At 63.5% G+C, this 18,731-nt stretch carries 17 protein-coding genes; 5 read left to right on the forward strand and 12 right to left on the reverse strand.

Annotated elements, in window-relative coordinates:
• Positions 1-30 precede the first annotated feature (30 nt).
• The 9 genes from IVB12_RS33790 to IVB12_RS33830 form a co-directional block, all read right to left on the reverse strand.
• A complete protein-coding gene (locus IVB12_RS33790; protein WP_247306248.1) occupies positions 31-918 on the reverse strand; it encodes a 2-hydroxy-3-oxopropionate reductase in 888 nt (295 codons plus the stop codon).
• A gap of 230 nt (positions 919-1,148) precedes the next feature.
• Positions 1,149-1,934: a hydroxypyruvate isomerase gene (hyi, locus tag IVB12_RS33795; protein ID WP_247306250.1), complete on the reverse strand. Its 786-nt coding sequence runs from the start codon at positions 1,932-1,934 to the stop codon at positions 1,149-1,151.
• A 16-nt stretch (positions 1,935-1,950) separates the two neighbouring features.
• Entirely contained in the window at positions 1,951-3,738 is a 1,788-nt protein-coding gene (gcl, locus tag IVB12_RS33800; RefSeq protein ID WP_247306252.1) for a glyoxylate carboligase, read from the reverse strand.
• A gap of 151 nt (positions 3,739-3,889) precedes the next feature.
• Entirely contained in the window at positions 3,890-5,692 is a 1,803-nt protein-coding gene (locus IVB12_RS33805) for an adenine deaminase C-terminal domain-containing protein (RefSeq protein WP_247306254.1), read from the reverse strand.
• Between the two features lie 124 nt (positions 5,693-5,816).
• Positions 5,817-7,286, reverse strand: coding sequence for a tripartite tricarboxylate transporter permease (locus IVB12_RS33810; protein ID WP_247306286.1), 1,470 nt, complete (start codon positions 7,284-7,286; stop codon positions 5,817-5,819).
• A gap of 29 nt (positions 7,287-7,315) precedes the next feature.
• The gene (locus IVB12_RS33815; RefSeq protein WP_247306256.1) at positions 7,316-7,801 is read right to left on the reverse strand and encodes a tripartite tricarboxylate transporter TctB family protein; all 486 of its coding nucleotides are present in this window, start codon (positions 7,799-7,801) and stop codon (positions 7,316-7,318) included.
• On the reverse strand, positions 7,798-8,766 hold the full coding sequence (locus tag IVB12_RS33820; RefSeq protein ID WP_247306258.1) for a tripartite tricarboxylate transporter substrate binding protein: 969 nt from the start codon (positions 8,764-8,766) through the stop codon (positions 7,798-7,800). Before IVB12_RS33820 ends, IVB12_RS33815 begins: the two co-directional genes overlap by 4 nt.
• A 106-nt stretch (positions 8,767-8,872) precedes the next feature.
• Positions 8,873-9,715, reverse strand: a complete 843-nt coding sequence (locus IVB12_RS33825; RefSeq protein ID WP_247306260.1) for an IclR family transcriptional regulator — start codon at positions 9,713-9,715, stop codon at positions 8,873-8,875.
• A 159-nt stretch (positions 9,716-9,874) separates the two neighbouring features.
• Positions 9,875-12,004 (reverse strand): acetate--CoA ligase family protein, encoded by a 2,130-nt coding sequence (locus IVB12_RS33830; protein ID WP_247306262.1) that lies wholly within the window; start codon positions 12,002-12,004, stop codon positions 9,875-9,877.
• Between the two features lie 348 nt (positions 12,005-12,352).
• On the opposite strand from IVB12_RS33830, the gene IVB12_RS33835 reads away from it, so the two are divergent.
• From IVB12_RS33835 to IVB12_RS33850, 4 genes are all read left to right on the forward strand, one after another.
• Complete coding sequence (locus IVB12_RS33835) at positions 12,353-13,048, forward strand: GntR family transcriptional regulator (protein WP_247278275.1); 696 nt, start codon at positions 12,353-12,355, stop codon at positions 13,046-13,048.
• A 74-nt stretch (positions 13,049-13,122) separates the two neighbouring features.
• The gene (oxc, locus tag IVB12_RS33840; RefSeq protein ID WP_247278260.1) at positions 13,123-14,856 is read left to right on the forward strand and encodes an oxalyl-CoA decarboxylase; all 1,734 of its coding nucleotides are present in this window, start codon (positions 13,123-13,125) and stop codon (positions 14,854-14,856) included.
• A 149-nt stretch (positions 14,857-15,005) separates the two neighbouring features.
• On the forward strand, positions 15,006-16,283 hold the full coding sequence (gene frc / locus IVB12_RS33845; RefSeq protein ID WP_247306264.1) for a formyl-CoA transferase: 1,278 nt from the start codon (positions 15,006-15,008) through the stop codon (positions 16,281-16,283).
• Positions 16,284-16,879: 596 nt separating this feature from the next.
• Complete coding sequence (locus IVB12_RS33850) at positions 16,880-17,062, forward strand: hypothetical protein (RefSeq protein ID WP_247306267.1); 183 nt, start codon at positions 16,880-16,882, stop codon at positions 17,060-17,062.
• 186 nt (positions 17,063-17,248) lie between these two features.
• On the opposite strand, the gene IVB12_RS33855 is transcribed toward IVB12_RS33850, so the two are convergent.
• From IVB12_RS33855 to IVB12_RS33865, 3 genes are all read right to left on the reverse strand, one after another.
• Positions 17,249-17,473 (reverse strand): hypothetical protein, encoded by a 225-nt coding sequence (locus IVB12_RS33855; protein ID WP_247278277.1) that lies wholly within the window; start codon positions 17,471-17,473, stop codon positions 17,249-17,251.
• Between the two features lie 49 nt (positions 17,474-17,522).
• Entirely contained in the window at positions 17,523-17,765 is a 243-nt protein-coding gene (locus IVB12_RS33860) for a transcriptional regulator (protein WP_247278262.1), read from the reverse strand.
• Between the two features lie 97 nt (positions 17,766-17,862).
• A complete protein-coding gene (locus tag IVB12_RS33865) occupies positions 17,863-18,072 on the reverse strand; it encodes a cold-shock protein (RefSeq protein WP_007593324.1) in 210 nt (69 codons plus the stop codon).
• Between IVB12_RS33865 and IVB12_RS33870 the strand changes: the two genes are divergently transcribed.
• Positions 18,071-18,292: a hypothetical protein gene (locus IVB12_RS33870; protein WP_247306270.1), complete on the forward strand. Its 222-nt coding sequence runs from the start codon at positions 18,071-18,073 to the stop codon at positions 18,290-18,292. The two genes, IVB12_RS33865 and IVB12_RS33870, sit on opposite strands and share 2 nt — an antisense overlap.
• The last annotated feature ends 439 nt before the right edge of the window (positions 18,293-18,731 follow it).

Consider the following 18,731-nt stretch of genomic DNA (forward strand, 5'->3'; position numbering starts at 1 on the left):
TCAAGGCTGGAAACTGTTACCTCGTAACACTTACGCTGCGGCGATTTCGTGCCCTGCCATCAGTTCCAGTGCACGTACCATCGCGGAATGATCCCAACCCTTGCCGCCATGAGCGGTGCAGGATGAGAACAATTGCTGCGCCACAGCCGTGCTCGGCAGCGAGAGGCCGAGCGTACGCGCGCCTTCGAGCGCGAGGTTGAGATCCTTCTGGTGCAGCTCGATGCGGAAGCCCGGATCGAAATTGCGCTTCACCATGCGCTCGCCATGGACTTCGAGGATCCGCGAGGATGCAAAGCCACCCATCAGCGCCTGCCGCACCAGCGCCGGGTCGGCGCCGGCCTTCGACGCAAACAACAGCGCCTCGCTTACTGCCTCGATCGTCAGCGCCACGATGATCTGGTTGGCGACTTTCGTCGTTTGCCCGTCGCCATTGGCCCCGACCCTGGTGACGTTCTTGCCCATCTTGTCGAACACCGGCTTCATGGTGTTGAAGGCGCGCTCGGGCCCGCCGACCATGATGGTGAGGCTCGCCGCCTTGGCGCCGACCTCGCCTCCCGACACCGGCGCGTCGAGATAATCGGCGCCGAGTGCCTCGATCTTCTTGGCAAACTCCTTCGTCGCGAGCGGCGAGATCGAGCTCATGTCGACCACGATCTTGCCCTTGGAGATGCCGCTCGCCACACCGTCCTTGCTGAACAACACGGCTTCCACATGCGGCGTATCCGGCACCATGATGATCACCGCGCCCGCCTCCTCCGCGACCTGCTTGCTGGACTTGCAGACGACGCCGCCGGCGGCGATCAGATCGGGCGCGACCGGTGCGACGTCATGCAGGAGAACCCGATAGCCGGCCGCCAGGAGATGCCCGGCCATCGGCCGTCCCATGGTGCCAAGTCCGATGAAGCCGATATTGGTCATGTCTCTAACTTTCTCTCAGTTGCATAAGCGGAATTCATCCGTGTGCTCGGTGCAACCTCTCCCGCTTGCGGGAGAGGTCGGCGCGGAGCGCCGGGTGAGGGCTTTATCCCCTTGGGGATATTCTCGGTGCACCTCAACAGTCCCAACGCGGAAACACCCTCTCCCCAACCCTCTCCCGCAAGCGGGAGAGGGAGGGCACTGTCATCGCTGCCGCATCTGGTCCCCGACGCTCACGTCTCAAACGTCTGCGCCGCGTGCCATGAGAGTCCTTCCAACGTCGTGGTGCGCGGCTTGTATTCGCAGCCGATCCAGCCGCGATAGCCGATCGCGTCGAGGTGGCGGAACAGGAAGGGATAGTTGATCTCGCCGGTGCCGGGCTCATGGCGCCCGGGATTGTCGGCAAGCTGGATGTGCGCGATCTGGGGAAGGTATTCCTGCATGGTGCGGGCGAGATCGCCCTCCATGATCTGCATGTGATAGATGTCGTACTGGATGAACAGGTTGTTCGATCGCACCTCTGAGATCAGCTGCACCGCCTGCTCGGTCCCGTTGAGATGGAAGCCGGGAATGTCGAGCGTGTTGATCGGCTCGATCAGCAGCTTGATGTTCTCCCGCGCCAGCGTCGAGGCGGCAAAGCGCAGATTGCCCACCAGCGTCTCGTTGAGCTCGCGCCGGTCGGCATCGGCAGGCGCGATGCCGACGAGGCAGTTGAGCTGCTCGCAATCGAGCGCCTTGGCGTAGTCGATGGCGCGGAATACGCCGTCGCGAAATTCGGCGGTGCGATCGGGCAGGATCGCGATGCCGCGCTCACCCGCTGCCCAATTGCCGGCCGGCAGGTTGTGCAGCACCTGCGTCAAGCCGTGGGCCTCGAGCTGCTCGCGCACCTGCGCCTTATCGAAATCGTAGGGAAAGAGATATTCGACCCCGGAAAATCCCGCCGCCTTCGCAGCGGCGAAGCGGTCGAGGAACGGCATCTCGTTGAAGAGCATGGTGAGGTTGGCGGCGAATTTCGGCATGGTGCTGTCCTCCCTATTAGGCCGGCTGAAGCACGCCGGGTCGCGCCGCCTCGACCTCGTCAAGTGGCAGGTCCAGCACCTCCTCGAACTCGACGATGTTGTCGATCTCCGTGCCCATGGCGATGTTGGTGACGCGTTCGAGGATGAACTCGACCACGACGGGCACGCGGTGCTTGGCCATCAATTCACGCGCCGTCGCGAACGCCGCTTGCGTGTCCTTCGGGTCGGTGACGCGGATCGCCTTGCAGCCGAGACCTTCGGCGACGGCGACATGATCGACGCCGTAGACGCCGATCTCGGGCGCGTTGATGTTCTCGAAGGAGAGCTGAACGTGATAGTCCATGTCGAAGCCGCGCTGAGCCTGGCGGATCAGCCCGAGATAGGAATTGTTCACGACGACGTGGATGTAGGGCAGATTGAACTGCGCGCCGACCGCGAGCTCCTCGATCAAGAACTGGAAGTCGTAGTCGCCTGACAGCGCGACGATCTCTCGCTCGGGACACGCAGCGCGCACGCCGAGTGCGGCGGGCAGCGTCCACCCGAGCGGCCCGGCCTGGCCTGCATTGATCCAGTTGCGCGGCTTGTAGACGCCGAGGAATTGCGCGCCGGCGATCTGCGACAGGCCGATCACGGTGACATAAATGGTGTCGCGGCCGAACGCCTTATTCATCTCTTCATAGACGCGCTGCGGCTTGATCGGCACGTTGTCGAAATGGCTCTTGCGCAGCATCGTCCCCTTGCGATCGCGGCATGACGCTGGCCACGCCTGGCGCTCGCGGAGCCTGCCTGACCGGCGCCACTCCCTCGCGACAGTGACGAACAATTCGAGCGCAGCCTTCGCGTCCGAGACGATGCCGAGATCGGGATTGAACACGCGCCCGATCTGCGTCGGCTCGATGTCCACGTGAACGAATTTACGGCCCTTGGTGTAGGTCTCGACCGAGCCGGTGTGACGATTGGCCCAGCGGTTGCCGATGCCGAGCACGAAATCCGACTCCAGCAGCGTCGCGTTGCCATAGCGGTGGCTGGTTTGAAGCCCGACCATCCCGGCCATCAGCACGTGATCGTCGGGGATCGCGCCCCACCCCATGAGCGTCGGCACGACAGGCACGTTCGCGATCTCGGCGAATTCGACCAGCAGATCGGAGGCATCGGCGTTGATGATGCCGCCGCCCGCGACGATCAACGGCCGCTCGGCGGCATTGAGCATCTCCAGCGCCTTCTCGACCTGCTTGCGCGAAGCAGCCGGCTTGTAGACCGGTAGCGGCTCGTAGGTCTCGTCGTCGAACTCGATTTCGGCGAGCTGCACGTCGAGGGGCATGTCGATCAGCACCGGACCCGGCCTTCCAGAGCGCATCACGTGAAACGCCTGGCTGAACACGCGCGGCACCAGCGCCGGCTCGCGCACCGTCACCGCCCATTTGGTCACGGGCTTTGCGATCGACTCGATATCGACGGCCTGAAAGTCCGCCTTGTAGAGCCGCGCCCGGGGGGCCTGTCCGGTGATGCAGAGGATCGGAATGGAATCGGCAATGGCTGAATACAGCCCGGTGATCATGTCGGTGCCAGCCGGTCCCGAAGTGCCGATGCAGACGCCGATATTGCCCGCCTTGGCCCGCGTGTACCCTTCAGCCATGTGCGAAGCGCCCTCGACATGGCGCGCAAGGATATGGCGGATCGAGCCGCGCTTCTTCAGCGCCGAGTAAAGCGGATTGATCGCTGCCCCGGGAACCCCGAAGGCGGTGGAGATGCCTTCCTTCTCCAGAATTCGTACGGCTGCATCGACGGCTCGCATCTTCGCCATATCGGACCTCGCTTGGTTGCGTCAGCGAGCGAGATCATCCAGCGTGCAAGATGCGATCTCAACGAGATCGATTTTATTTTCCACGATGCGGCAGCCGCGGAAAAATAGCGGCGGTCTCAATCGGTTAGATCGAGATGCAAGTGAAAGGAGATCACTCGAACAGCGGCGCCAGCTCCATCTGCGGCACGAGAACGATGCCCTTGTCGGTGATACGAATTTCCGGAATGACCGATAGCGGAATCAAATTGAAGCCCATGTAGGGGATGGTGCAGCCGGCCTCCGCCCATTCCTTCTTGAGCTCCTTGACCTCTTCGGCCACCTCGGTGACGCGCTTGTCAGAGAGCAAGCCTGCGATCGGCAGCGGAACCAACGCCCTCACCTCGCCGTCGGCCACCACACAGACGCCGCCCTGGCGCTCCCTGATCGCCGATACCGCCACCTGCATGTCGCCCTCGTTGGTCCCAGCGACGATGATGTTGTGGCTATCGTGGCCGACGCTGGAGGCCACCGCACCGCGCTTCAGGCCAAAATCCTTCAACAGGCCGTACGCGACGTTGCCGGCGGACTTGCCGTGGCGCTCGACCACCGTGACGAAGCACAGGCCATAGCGCGCAAACAGCTCCGGCCAGTCATTGGCGGGCTCGACCCTGACCTTCTCGTGGATCAGCGTAATGCCCGGCAGCGCAGTCTTGATCGCATTGACGGTGCAAGCCTTTGCCGGCAGTTCCGGCGTCAACTTGACCTTCTCGGGCAAGTTCACGGTGGCGTAAGCGGCTTTCGGATATTGGTAGCGCTGTGACAGCGCCTGATCGAGCCGTGAGGTGATCTTGCGGTGCTCGACCACGAGCTCGCCGCCATACCAGGTGCATTGCGGCTTGAGATTGTCATCCATCAGCACGAGGTCGGCGCGGCGGCCGCCGCCGAGCCCGCCGATATCGCCCTCCATGCCGAAGCGCGTCGCGCCATGTAGCGAGCCCATCGACCAGGCCTGCTCCGGCGACATCCCCGCCTTCACGGCTTCGCGTACCACCCAGTCGAGACCGAACAGCAGCAGATCGTCAGCATCCCGGTCGTCGGTGCACACGGCCGTGCGCTTGTGCGAGGCCCCGAGCTCGGTGATGGTGCGGATCGCCTGCGGCAGCGAGTGCCAGGGCGTCGTTGGCGGACCGCCGCGCAGGAACACCCAGACGCCGGCGTCGAGCAGGTCGTCGGCGATGTCGCGGTCGATCGCCTCGTGCGTGTCGGTGACGCCACTCGCCGCATAGGCGGCGACGAATTCGCGACCATAGACGTGACCGGACACCGGCCGTCCCCGCTTCAACGCTGCCGCCAGAATGGCATGGCTGCGCTCGTCGCCCATCGTCACCGGAACAAAGTCCATCTTCTCGCCGAGCGCCACCGCTTCGGGCCAGCGGTCGAACAGGCCCGCGATCTTCTCCGGCGTGAGATCGCCGCCGGCGGTCTCCAACTCCGCAGACGTTGCCGGCACGGTGCTCGGCACCGTCAGGAAGATCGAGAGCGGCGCCTCGCGTGCATCCTCGAGCATCGCCTCGATGCCGGCCACGTCCATGACGTTGCCGATCTCATGGCTGTCGCAGAAGATCGTGGTGGTGCCGTTGAGCAGCGCGGCTTCCGCGTAGGCGCAGGCCGTCACCATCGAGGATTCGATATGGATGTGCGGATCGACCAGGCCCGGCGCGATGATGCCGCCGGCCGCATCGTAAAGAGGAACATCGCTCCAAACAGTTTTCGCCGCCCCGGCCGGCTTCACCGCCGCGATGCGGCCGCCGGTGATCCAGACCTCGCGGCTCGCTTGGATGCGCTCCGAATAGGTCGAGAGCACCCGCGCGCCGGTGACGACCAGATCCGGCGTGGCGCGTGCGGATGCGACGTCGGCGAGGCATCGCGTCATGCTGTGCAGCGGCGCGACGGCAAAACGAGTGAGTTTGGTCATCGGGGCTCTCGCGTGGGAATGGACAGCCCAGTGATGGTTGCCCCCGACGGCAGCAGGGGCAACTCAAATAATGCGGCATCCGTGCTTACGCATCGGGCAGACGCGCTCCACCTTCTAGGCTCCGCTAATCCTCGTTCGCCCTAAATCGCCCGAGTCCCTTCAGGACGAAGGGTGCCAGCAGCGCGATCAGCGCGACGCCGAGCAGGGTCGCCGAGATCGGGCTCTGAACCAGCGTCATGGGATCGCCGAGGCTGATCGCGAGTGCCCTGCGCAATTGGCTCTCGGCGATCGGACCGAGGATCAGGCCGACGACCACGGGCGCGATCGGAAAATCGAAGCGGCGCATCAGGAAACCGAGCACGCCAAAGCCGGCCAGCATCGACAACTCGACCACCGACGGCTTTGCGGCGATGGTGCCCATGGTTGCGAACACGAGGATGCCGGCATAGAGCCAGGGCTGCGGGATCGCGAGCAGCCGCACCCACAGGCCGACCAGCGGCAGATTGAGCACCAGCAGCATCGCATTGGCGATGAAGAGGCTGGCGATGAGGCCCCACACCAGGTCGGGCCGTTCGGCGAACAGCAACGGTCCCGGGTTGAGACCGTATTGCTGGAAACCTGCGAGCATCATCGCGGCCGTCGCCGAGGTCGGCAGCCCGAGCGTGAGCAGCGGCACCAGCGTGCCCGCGGCGGAGGCATTGTTGGCGGCCTCCGGTCCCGCAACGCCTTCGATCGCGCCCTTGCCGAACTCTTCCGGATGTTTTGTCAGCCGCTTCTCGGTCGAGTAGGACAGGAAGGTCGGAATCTCCGCACCGCCCGCAGGCAACGCGCCGATCGGGAAGCCGAACATGGTGCCGCGGAGCCACGGCTTCCACGAGCGCTTCCAGTCCTCCTTCGTCATCCACAGCGAGCCACGCACCGGCTCGAGCTTCTCCTCGGTGTGGTGGCGGCGCGATGCGACGTAGAGCGCCTCGCCCACCGCGAACAGACCAACCGCAAGCGTCGTCACCTCGACGCCATCGAGCAGCTCGGGGATGCCGAACGCAAGCCGCGCCTGGCCGGTCAGCTTGTCGATGCCGATAAGACCGAGCGTCAGGCCGATGAACAGGCTGGTCAGGCCGCGGATCGGGGAATCGCCGAAAGTAGCCGACACCGTGACAAAGGCGACGCACATCAGCGCGAAATAATCCTCCGGGCCAAAGCGCACGGCGAAATCGACCAGCCACGGCGCGAGGAACGCCAGACCGATAGTGGCGATGGTGCCGGCGACGAAGGAGCCGATTGCGGAGGTCGCAAGCGCCGGCCCGCCGCGGCCGGCCTTGGCCATCTTGTTGCCTTCGAGCGCGGTCGCCATCGAGGCGCTCTCGCCGGGCGTGTTGATGAGGATCGCGGTGGTCGAGCCGCCATACATGCCGCCGTAATAAATGCCGGCGAACATGATCAGCGAGCCGCCGGGATCGAGCTTGTAGGTGACCGGCAAGAGCAGTGCGACCGTGAGCGCCGGCCCGATGCCGGGCAGCACGCCAACGGCGGTGCCGAGGAACACGCCAATCAGCGCATAGAGCAGATTCATCGGCTGGATGGCGACTGCCATGCCATGAGCGAGCGCGGCAAAAGTGTCGATCACAGCAGTCGCTCCAGAGGGCCAGCCGGAAGGCTCAGCGTCAGCAGCCGATCAAATGCGAGATAGATGAGCGTCGACATCACGAGGGCGATGATGGAATCGGCAAGGATGGCACGGCGTCCGAACGCGGCTGAGGTCGTGACGAACAGTGCCGAGGTCGACAGGATGAACCCGCCACCGAAGCCGATGATGGCGATCAGCAGCGCAAGGCCGACGAGGATCAGAACCACGGGGACGGGATCGGCACTCTCGCGCGCCGGCAGATTGCCACGTAGCGCGTCGATGAAATTGCCGATCGCCAGCAGCGTAAGCCCGGAGGCGACCACGACGGGCATCGCTTCGGGCCCCATCCCGTACATCCCGGTGGACGGCAGGCCGCGTGCGTCCCAGACCAGCACCGCGGCGAGAGCTGCGAGCAGTGCGGCGATGACCAGACCGGCACGATCGACGTGCCGCCGCGAGTGGGCCGGATCGACTGAGGTCATGACTTGACCAGGCCGACCGATTTCAGCACGTCGGTGACGCGTGTCGTCTCCTTTTTCAGGAAGTCGGCGAATGCGTCGCCACCGAGATAGGCATCCTCCCAGCCCTTCTGCTTGAGGATCTCCTTCCAGGCGTCCGATTTCACCATCTTCTCGACCGCATCGCTCAAAATCTTGCGCTGCTCCGGCGTGATGCCGGGAGGTGCGACCACCGAGCGCCAGTTGGCGATCACGAGATCGATGCCCTGCTCCTTGAAAGTCGGGATGTCGCTGCCGGCGATGCGCTTCTCCGAGGTTACGCCGATCGCACGCAGCTTGCCGGACTTGATCTGCCCTTCATATTCACTCAGCCCCGAAATGCCCGCAGTGACCTTGCCGCCGAGAATCGCCGCCAGCGACTCGCCGCCGCCGGAGAACGGGATGTAGTTGATCTTCTTCGCGTCGGCCCCGACGGCGCCGGCGAACAGCGCCGCCATCACGTGGTCGACGCCGCCGGCCGAGCCGCCGGCGAAGGTCACCTTGGCGATATCGGCCTTCACCGCGGCGGCGAGATCCTGCGCATTCTTGATCGGCGAATTGGCGGGCACCACGATCACCTGGATTTCCTCGGTGAGGCGCGCGATCGGCGTCACCTGCTCGAGCGTGACGGGCGACTTGTTCATGGCGAGGGCGCCCACCATGACGAAGCCGTTGACCATCATCTGGTTGCCGTCGCCCTTGGCCCCGTTGACGAACTGGGCGATGCCGACGCTACCGCCGGCGCCGGGAACGTTGGTGACCTGCACGCTGCGCGCGACGCCGGAGGCCACCAGCGCCTGCTGCATCGAGCGCGCAGTCTGGTCCCAGCCGCCGCCCGGCGCCGCCGGCGCCATCAGCTTGAGCTCGAGCTGCTGGGCAAAAGCCGGATTGGCTGCCGCGAGGGTCAACGCGACGGCTGCGCCGATAACGCGCGCGGGAAATTGAAACATGGGGGCATCTCCAGGCTCATGCGGACGTTTGCCGCATTGTGTCGTTTGGTCGCATATCAGCCAAAACGGCCGATGCTGTCCAGTGACATCACCCCGGTGGTTCTGGTTAGAGGGGCGTCGGGATGACCCCGCCGAGCGCTGCCGTCAGTTCGGCGGCGACATCTCGCACGATTTGTCCGATTTCCGGCAACCTCTGGTCGGTCAGCCGGCTCGTCATGCCGGAGACCGAAATCGCCGCGAGCGGCTCGGCGCAGTCATTGTAGACGACCGCGGCGACACAGCGCAGACCCATGCAGGCCTCTTCATCGTCGAGCGCGTAGCCCTGCTTGCGGATCTTTTCGAGCTCTTTGAACAGGTCGCTCGGCCGCACGATCGACTTCTCGGTCAGGCGGGGCATGCCGTGGTGGCGAATGACGGCGCCGACGTCCTCGTCGGAATAGGTCGCGAGCACCGCCTTGCCGACACCGGAAGTCACCATGGGGACACGGCCGCCGACCTGGGTCAGCGATCGCATGATCTCGCGGCTCTCCATGCGGGTTAGGACGATGATGAACTCGTCGTCGACGACGGCGAGATTGGCGGTCTCGCGGGTAAGATCGCGCAGCTTGCGCAAGTAAGGGATCGCCTGCGTGGAGAAATTGCGCCGCCGCGCGAAGCTCGCGCCGACTGTGAAGCTGCGCACGCCGACATGCCATTTGGATTCGGCGCGGTCGAACTGCACGAAGCGTCGGCTTTCCAGCGTCGCCAGCAGGCGGTGCACGGTGGAGGCCGACAGGCCGGTGCGGACGGCGAGATCGCTGAGGCGATAGCCTTCATCGTCCTCGGCGAGCGTTTCAAGGATCGATAGCGCGCGGTCGACGGACTGCACGCCGCCGTCGCGCACCTCGTGGTCGGCCTCTGCGGTCGACCTTGGCTCGAGCGATTTGCGCCGGATCACGTTCTTGCTCATCGCGACCTGCCGCTTATGCGTCCGTCATTCCGGGATGGTGCGCCGGGACTGCGCGCAGCGCGAGCCTGGCGTACCAGACCCGGAATCTCGAGATCCCGGGGACCCTCCGGGCCGCGCTTGCGCGGTCCCGTCGCGTCGCCCCGGGATGACAGATAACGCTCAGAGCAGCCCTGCCCCGCGCGCCCATTTGTACTTGGCGCCCAGCACCTCGACCGGCAGCTCGGTCGAATAGGCATAGGCCGGGATGCCGTTCTGGTAGAGATATTCGGCGGCTTCCTCGACCTCGACGTCGCCGGCGAGCGAGGCGACCATCGGCTTCACGAAACCCTTGGCCTCCATCTCCTTCTTCACCTCGACCATGTTGCGGGCGAACACCATCGGCGGGGTGACGATGGTGTGCCAGTAGCCGAGGATCAGCGCATGGATGCGCTCATCCGACAGGCCGAGCTTGACGGTGTTGACGTAGGTGATCGGCGGCTCGCCGCCGGTGATATCCACAGGGTTTCCGGCCGCGCCGAACGGCGGGATGAACTTGCGGAACGCCGCATCGAGGTCCGGCGGCATCGACATCAGCGACAGGCCGTTGTCGACGCAGGAGTCCGACAGCAGCACGCCCGAGCCGCCGGCACCGGTGATGATCAGTACGTTCTCACCCTTGGGCGTCGGCAGCACCGGAACGCCGCGGGCGAATTCGAGCAACTGGCGCAGGGACCGCGCGCGGATCACGCCGGACTGCTTGAACACGTCTTCGTAGATCCGGTCGTTACCGGCGAGCGCGCCGGTGTGCGAGGACGCCGCCTTCGCGCCTGCCGAGGTACGGCCGGCCTTGAGCACGACGACCGGCTTCTTCTTGGAGACGCGTTTTGCGGCTTCCGCGAATGCGCGGCCGTCCTTGAGGTCTTCGCAGTGCTGCGCGATCAAATTGGTGTTCGGATCCTGCTCGAAGAAGGCGAGCAGATCGTCCTCGTCGATGTCCGACTTGTTGCCGAGGCCGACGATCGCCGACACGCCCATCTTGGCCGAGCGAGAGAAGCCGATGATGGCCATGCCGATCCCGCCCGACTGCGACGACAGCGCCGCGTGACCCTTGACGTCATAAGCCGTGCAGAAGGTCGCGCAGAGGTTGGCCGGGGTATAGTAGAAGCCGTAGATGTTCGGCCCCATCAGGCGAATGTCGTACTTCTTGCCGACCTCGACGATCTCGGCCTGGAGCTCGGGCGCGCCGGCCTCCGCAAAGCCCGACGGAATCAGCACCGCGCCCGGGATTTTCTTCTCTCCGCATTCGATCAGCGCCGCCGCCACGAACTTCGCGGGGATCGCGAACACCGCGACGTCGATCACGCCGGGCACGTCCTTGACGCTCTTATAGGCTTTGTAGCCAAGGATCTCGGCGGCCTTGGGATGGATCGGATAGATCTCACCCTTGTAGCCGCCGTTGATCAGATTCTTCATCACGGAGTTGCCGATCTTGCCGTCTTCGGCGGAGGCGCCGACCACCGCGACCGCTTTCGGCTGCATGATGCGGTTCATCGCCGCGACGATCTCTTCGGTCGGGCGCGGCTTCGGCTTGGGAACGTAGGCGAAGTCGACGACGATACGAACGTCGGCGGCGGTTGCGCCCTTCGCCGTCGCGAACACCGGGTTGAGGTCGAGTTCGACGATCTCAGGGAAGTCGGTGACGAGCTGCGAGACCTTGACGATGACGTCGGCGAGCGCCGTGCGGTTCACCGCCTCGCCGCCGCGCACGCCCTTTAGGATCTCATGCGCCTGGATGCCATCGAGCATCGAGAGCGCGTCTTCCTTGGTCGCAGGTGCGAGGCGGAAGGTGATGTCCTTCAAGACTTCGACCAGCACGCCACCGAGGCCGAAGGCGACCAGCTTGCCGAACGAGCCGTCGGTGATCGAGCCGACGATGACTTCGGTGCCGCCGGCCAGCATCTGCTGCACCTGAATGCCCTCGATCTTGGCATCGGACTTGTATTTCTTGGCGTTGGAAAGAATGGTCTCGTAGGCCTTTTCGGCCTCCTCGGCCGTCTTGAGGCCAACGATGACGCCGCCGGCTTCGGTCTTGTGGAGAATGTCCGGCGAGACGATCTTCATCACGACGGGGAAGCCCATCGCGGACGCCATCTTGCCGGCTTCGCCCGCCGACTTGGCCACGCCCTCCTTCGGCACCGGAATGCCGTAGGCGTCACAGACCAGCTTGCCTTCCGGCGCCGTCAGGCTGGTGCGGTTGTCCGCCTTGACCTGGTCAAGCACCTTGCGGACGGCATCTTTGGAATTGGACATGTGGCTTCTCCCTTGACCTTAGTTCGTTCTTTGCAAAGCGCGCGCGTGGTTAGCGGCTGCCGGTGATGCGTGCCATTCGCCGCGCTCTGTTCCAGGGCGGAACGGAGTGGCATAAGCCCAAGACTACTCCGCCGGCTTGGATCAAAAATGGCTGGCGATGGCATTTGGTATGCCAGAAGCCAACTTGTCAAGCCAGTGCACCCCTTAGAACGCCGCAAAAAATCGCCAGCTTGACATTCTGGCATGTGGTATGCCAAAAACTTTCCCGTTAATATTCCTGTAAAAGACGACTCCCACTGGAGGAGATTCGTCGTGTCACTACGGAAACCAACCAAGGCGTTGCCGAATATGGCCGAGGCAGACATCGCAATCGTTCGCATTGCCCCGGAGAGCAGCTTCAAGAACAAGGCGTATGACGCCTTGAAGGAAGCCATCCTCAAGATGGACATCTACTCGACGCCCGAGCCGGTGATGCTCGACGAGCGCGCGCTGTCCGAACGGCTGGGCGTCAGCCGCACGCCGATCCGCGAAGCCATCGCCATGCTCGAGCAGGACGGATTCGTGAAGACGGTGCCGCGCCGCGGCATCATGGTGGTGCGCAGGACCAAGACCGAGATCGTCGACATGATCCGCGCCTGGGCAGCGCTGGAAAGCATGGCCGCCCGCCTCATCACCACCACCGCGCGCAAGAAGGACATCACCGCGCTGCGCGACTTCTTCAAGGACTTTGGCAAGGACCGCCTGCCCGAGGATCATGTCGAGGAATATTCGCGCGCCAACATCGCCTTCCACCAGGCGCTGATCTCGCTGTCGGAATCCCCCGTGCTGGTCGATCTCACCAACGACCTGTTGCTGCACGTGCGCGGCTATCGCCAGCTGACCATCGGACGCAAGGACCGCACCGCGACGTCACTGCCCGAGCACCTCGGCATCATCGAAGCGCTGGAAGCGCGCGACACCGAGCTCGCCGAGAAGCGCGCCCGCGATCACACCCTTGGCCTTGCCGCGTACGTCGAAGCGCACGGCCAGGAACTATTCACGTAGCTCTTTACCTAGCAAACGTTCACCAGAAGGGCGAAGCACTCGCCCCACTACGAGAGACCAGGGAGACAAGGCCCATGCTGAATACCGCGACCAAGTCCGAAGCACCGGGCACCGAGCAGGAACTGACGGATGGCTTCCATCTCGTTATCGACGCGCTCAAGCTGAACGGCATCAACACCATCTATAATGTGCCGGGTATCCCGATCACGGATTTGGGCCGCATGGCGCAGGCCGCCGGTATTCGCGTGATCTCCTTCCGTCACGAGCAGAACGCCGGCTACGCCGCAGGCATCGCCGGCTACCTCACCAAGAAGCCCGGCGTGTGCCTCACGGTCTCCGCGCCCGGCTTCCTCAACGGTCTCACCGCGCTCGCGCATGCCACCACCAATTGCTATCCGATGATCCTGATCTCGGGCTCCTCCGAGCGCGAGATCGTCGACCTCCAGCAGGGCGACTACGAGGAAATGGACCAGCTCGCGATCGCAAAGCCGCTGTGCAAGGCAGCCTATCGCGTGCTGCACGCCCAGGACATCGGCATCGGCTTTGCCCGCGCCATCCGCGCCGCAGTCTCCGGCCGTCCCGGCGGTGTCTATCTCGATCTGCCGGCAAAGCTGTTCGGCCAGGTGATGAACGCCGATGCCGGCCAGAAGTCGCTGGTCAAGGTGATTGACGCTGCACCCGCACAGATCCCCTCGCCCGCTTCGGTGAAGCGCGCGCTCGATGTGCTCAAGAGCGCCAAGCGCCCGCTCATCATCCTCGGCAAGGGCGCGGCCTACGCGCAGGCCGATGAGGAGATCAAGAGCTTCGTCGAGAAGAGCGGCGTGCCGTTCCTGCCGATGAGCATGGCCAAGGGCCTCCTCCCCGACACGCATCCGCAATGCGCCGGCGCCGCCCGTTCGACGGTGCTGAAAGAGTCCGACGTCGTCATGCTGATCGGCGCGCGGCTGAACTGGCTGCTGTCGCACGGCAAGGGCAAGAGCTGGGGCGAAGCGCCGAAGAAGTTCATCCAGGTCGACATCGAGCCGAAGGAGATGGACTCCAACGTCGAGATCGTCGCGCCCGTGGTCGGCGACATCGGCTCGGTCGTCTCCGCCTTCAACCAGGCGATGGGCTCAAGCTGGACCGCTCCGCCCGCCGAATGGACCAAGGCGATCACGTCCAAGCGCGAGGAGAACGTCGCCAAGATGGCGCCGAAGCTCATGAACAACAAGTCGCCGATGGATTATCACGGCGCACTCGGCGTGTTGAAGAACGTGATCAAGGAGCACCCCGAGGCGATCCTCGTCAACGAAGGCGCCAACACGCTCGACCTCGCGCGCGGCGTCATCGACATGTATCGCCCGCGCAAGCGTCTCGACGTCGGCACCTGGGGCGTGATGGGCATCGGCATGGGCCAGGCGATCGCGGCCGCACTCGAGACCGGTCATCCCGTACTCGCAGTGGAAGGCGACAGCGCGTTCGGCTTCTCCGGCATGGAGGTCGAGACCATCTGCCGCTACAACCTTCCGATCTGCGTCGTCATCTTCAACAATGACGGCATCTATCGCGGCACCGACGTCAACGGCGCCAACTCCGATCCCGCGACGACGGTGTTCGTCAAGGGCGCGCGCTACGACAAGATGATGGAAGCTTTCGGCGGCGTCGGCGTGAATGCCACCTCGCCCGACGAGCTCAAGCGCGCGGTCAATGAGGCGATGGAGTCCGGCAAGCCGACGCTCATCAACGCGGTGATCGATCCGGCCGCGGGCTCGGAGAGCGGCCGCATCGGCAACCTCAATCCGCAGAGCGTTCTGCAGAAGAAGAAGTAACTGCGGGTCATTCCCCGCGCAGGCGGGGAATCCAGTATTCGCCGGACCATCCATTGTGGCGAGCACTGAGCCCAACCGAAACGATAGCGAATACTGGATGCCCGCCTTCGCGGGCATGACGGAAACAGAGTGGTAACAGGAGCAACACGATGACCAAAGCGCTCGAGGGCGTTCGCATTCTCGACTTCACCCACGTCCAGTCCGGACCGACCTGCACGCAGCTGCTCGCCTGGTTCGGCGCCGACGTGATCAAGGTGGAGCGTCCGGGCGTGGGTGATATCACCCGCGGCCAGCTGCAGGACATCCCGAACGTGGACAGCCTGTATTTCACCATGCTCAACCACAACAAGCGCTCGATCACGCTCGACACCAAGAACCCCAAGGGCAAAGAGGTCCTGACCGAGCTGATCAAGAAGTGCGACGTGCTGGTGGAAAACTTCGGCCCCGGCGTGCTCGATCGCATGGGCTTCCCCTGGGAGAAGATCCAGCAGATCAATCCCAAGATGATCGTCGCCTCGATCAAGGGCTTTGGCCCTGGCCCATACGAAGACTGCAAGGTCTATGAGAACGTCGCGCAGTGCACCGGCGGCGCCGCCTCCACCACCGGCTTCCGCGACGGCCTGCCGCTCGTCACCGGCGCACAGATCGGCGATTCCGGCACCGGCCTGCATCTGGCGCTCGGCATCGTCACCGCGCTCTATCAGCGCACCCACACCGGCAAGGGCCAGCGCGTCACGGCAGCGATGCAGGACGGCGTGCTCAACCTCTGCCGCGTCAAGCTGCGCGATCAGCAGCGCCTCGCCCACGGCCCGCTCAAGGAATACAGCCAGTTCGGCGAAGGCATTCCGTTCGGCGATGCCGTGCCGCGCGCCGGCAACGATTCCGGCGGCGGCCAGCCCGGCCGCATCCTGAAGTGCAAGGGCTGGGAGACCGATCCCAACGCCTACATCTACTTCATCACGCAAGCCCCGGTCTGGGAGAAGATCTGCGACGTGATCGGCGAGCCGACCTGGAAGACCGATCCGAACTACGCCAAGCCGGCGGCCCGCCTGCCGCGCCTCAACGAGATCTTCGCCCGCATCGAGCAGTGGACGATGACCAAGACCAAGTTCGAGGCGATGGAAATCCTCAACAAGGACGACATCCCCTGCGGCCCGATCCTGTCGATGAAGGAGATCGCCGAGGACCAGTCGCTGCGCGCGACCGGCACCGTGGTCGAGGTCGATCACCCCACCCGCGGCAAATACATCTCGGTCGGCAACCCGATCAAGCTGTCGGATAGCCCGGCGGACGTGACCCGCTCGCCCTTGCTCGGCGAGCACACCGACGAGATCCTGCGCTCGGTGCTCGGCTTCAGCGACCACCAGGTCGCCGATATCCACAAGTCCGGCGCACTCGATCCGCCGCAGAAGCAGGCCGCGGAGTAAGCGGAAAGCAGTTCGCCGCGAGACAAAGGGCCGCCCGTCGAGGCGGCCCTTTTTGCATGAGAATGCCTGCCATCACGGGGCATCAACGCAAAAAGTCGAAAAACAACCCCATGCACAGTAGCTAACTCCTTGGTCGAAAAGGGATTGCTGATTTTTCGAAACATTCTTTGACCCGTCGGGCAAAACAGGAGTATTATGCCATGGTCCAAAGCTACGGAATCAGGCTCGGGGCTTGCACCCTTCACCCGCCCTTCGCCCTCGTCTGAACGACACTGCGAGTGTCCGAACGACTTCGCCGAGCAGTTGCAGCGTCTTGGCTTTGAATCCGCGGAATGTTCGGCCAAACCAACGTTGAATTCAGATTGGTCATCGAGGAACCCATACGGTGACCCACGGTTATGATCCTGACCGGTGCGCTCTCAGAAGTGCGGGCGCACCTCCTTCACGGCGAGTGACTGAGCGCCTCGCAAGAGATCTGTTCAACGACTTGGCCGCCTTTCTCGTCCGGAGGGTGTCTATCCTTGTCAGCGTGGGCGCCGGAGGCGTGGCATTCAGCTATCGTCCGGACCACGCTCGTTGATCAAATCGAGGTCGAAATGTTGAAAGATCAATCCTCTGATCGCGCCAAGCGCGAAGCCAACAAGGCGTTCAAGCCTGTCAAAACCCAAAAGCCGATGAATGACTATGCGAAGGACCAGCAATCCTTCAACGAGAATCGCGAGCGATTGAAAGCGGAGCGATTGGCCCGCGAGGCCAAGCCCAAGAGCCACTCCGAATAGCAGCGTTGTGGACCAGTTCCGGATCGCACTGGACGAGCTGCATCGAAATGGGCGCCCGACGCCGGCCTAGAGCAAGATCCGGACCCGAAGCGCCGCGTTAGCGCAAGTGTGAACCGGTTTTCCGAAAAGATCACGGTCAAACAATGACCTAGGCGCGATGGCGTTTCATCCCGATCTCATCGCACTTTAGAGCATCGAGAGCACGACGACCCCGTCCTCGAGCTCCCCCGAAGCGAGCCGCGTTCGCGCGATGCGCTCGAATTCCGTCCGGTATTTCTGAAGATAGCTGAAGGCCTGCTTCTGCGTCTGAAACGTGGTGGCCAGTCGGCACATCTGCCGGCCCGCGCCGAGCGCGAGAAAGAAAGTGATGGTGCCACCGCCGTCCGATTTAATTCTAGGCACGACCCGCATCCTTTGCATGTGACCGGCCCTCCGGATGTCGTCGGCAGTATGGAGACGACTATCGCCGCAGCTTCTTGTTGCGCTTGGCCGTTACAGGCGCCGGCAACGATGCTTGAAGGGTTGCGTCGGCGACTTCCTTGGCTTCGCGCAGCTCTCGAAGCCGCGCCATGTTCTTGCGAACGTCCACGGCCTGCTTTTCGGCGTCCGCCATGGCGCGCGCGCCTTCTTCAGCGGCCAAACGCTGGCGATTGGAGCGTGCGACGGCTTCAGGCGACGGTTCAGCCGATCTCTTGGCGCTCATTGTTCACCTGCTCGACAACGGACAAAACCCGCTCAATCGGGGGATCGAGCGGGTAGCGTGGCCGTTTCAGTACATCCGTGAAACGGCGCCAGGGCCTTTATGCCAGCGAGAGATTCTCTGCGCTGACCTTGCCCCGCATCTTGTCGGTCTTGAGCTCGAAGTTGACCTTCTGGCCCTCAGCGAGACCCGCAAGACCAGCCCGCTCGACCGCGCTGATGTGAACGAACACATCATTCCCGCCGTCGTTAGGCTGAATGAATCCAAAGCCCTTTTGGCCGTTGAACCACTTCACAGTACCTGTCGTCATGTTCTTCTCCAAAGCGCACACGCGCACATTCCGCGTGAACGTCACGCAGAAAAAATTCATTTCGTCGATGTCTCTGGAAAAGGAGCCCGCAGGCGCATTCAACAAGGCACAGCGGCTGAACGAACAGCCTCAACATATACCTCATCATCGTCAATTGCAAGGCTTGGCGGAATTTAATGCGCCCATGAGATCGGCGGACGTTTCCGGCTTTGAAGATTGACGCCCGCACGAATGTCCGCGGCGAAGTGAGCTACGCCATTCGCAAGCGTCGATCTGACGCTAGCAGGCTCTATTGGCCGAGAGTGTCAATGGATGGACCGCTATCGAGCGCCCACCGCGCGGCCGGCAAGCTGTTCACCGAAGAACTTCACCACGTCTGCCTCTCCCGCGGCCTGCGCTGGCGAACCGAGACAAACGAGAACGACGGTGACAGCCCAAAGCGTGCGCAAAGGAAGCCCTAGGGTGCGTACTCATAAAATCTGCTGCTAAGAGTAGGCGCGGGTGATGTCCGCTGTCCTCCAACAGCGGCGCGAAAGCGGACGTTGTCGGACTTCCGAGAAGGGCCAGAAGCGGTCGTAGCGTCCAATCAATCTACCAGCAACCATAGGTAACAGACGCGAGCGGCTCCATCTAAACAAGAATGGATTGCTTCTCCATCT

Origin of the sequence: Bradyrhizobium sp. 179, assembly GCF_023073535.1 — a bacterium.
Lineage (GTDB): Bacteria > Pseudomonadota > Alphaproteobacteria > Rhizobiales > Xanthobacteraceae > Bradyrhizobium.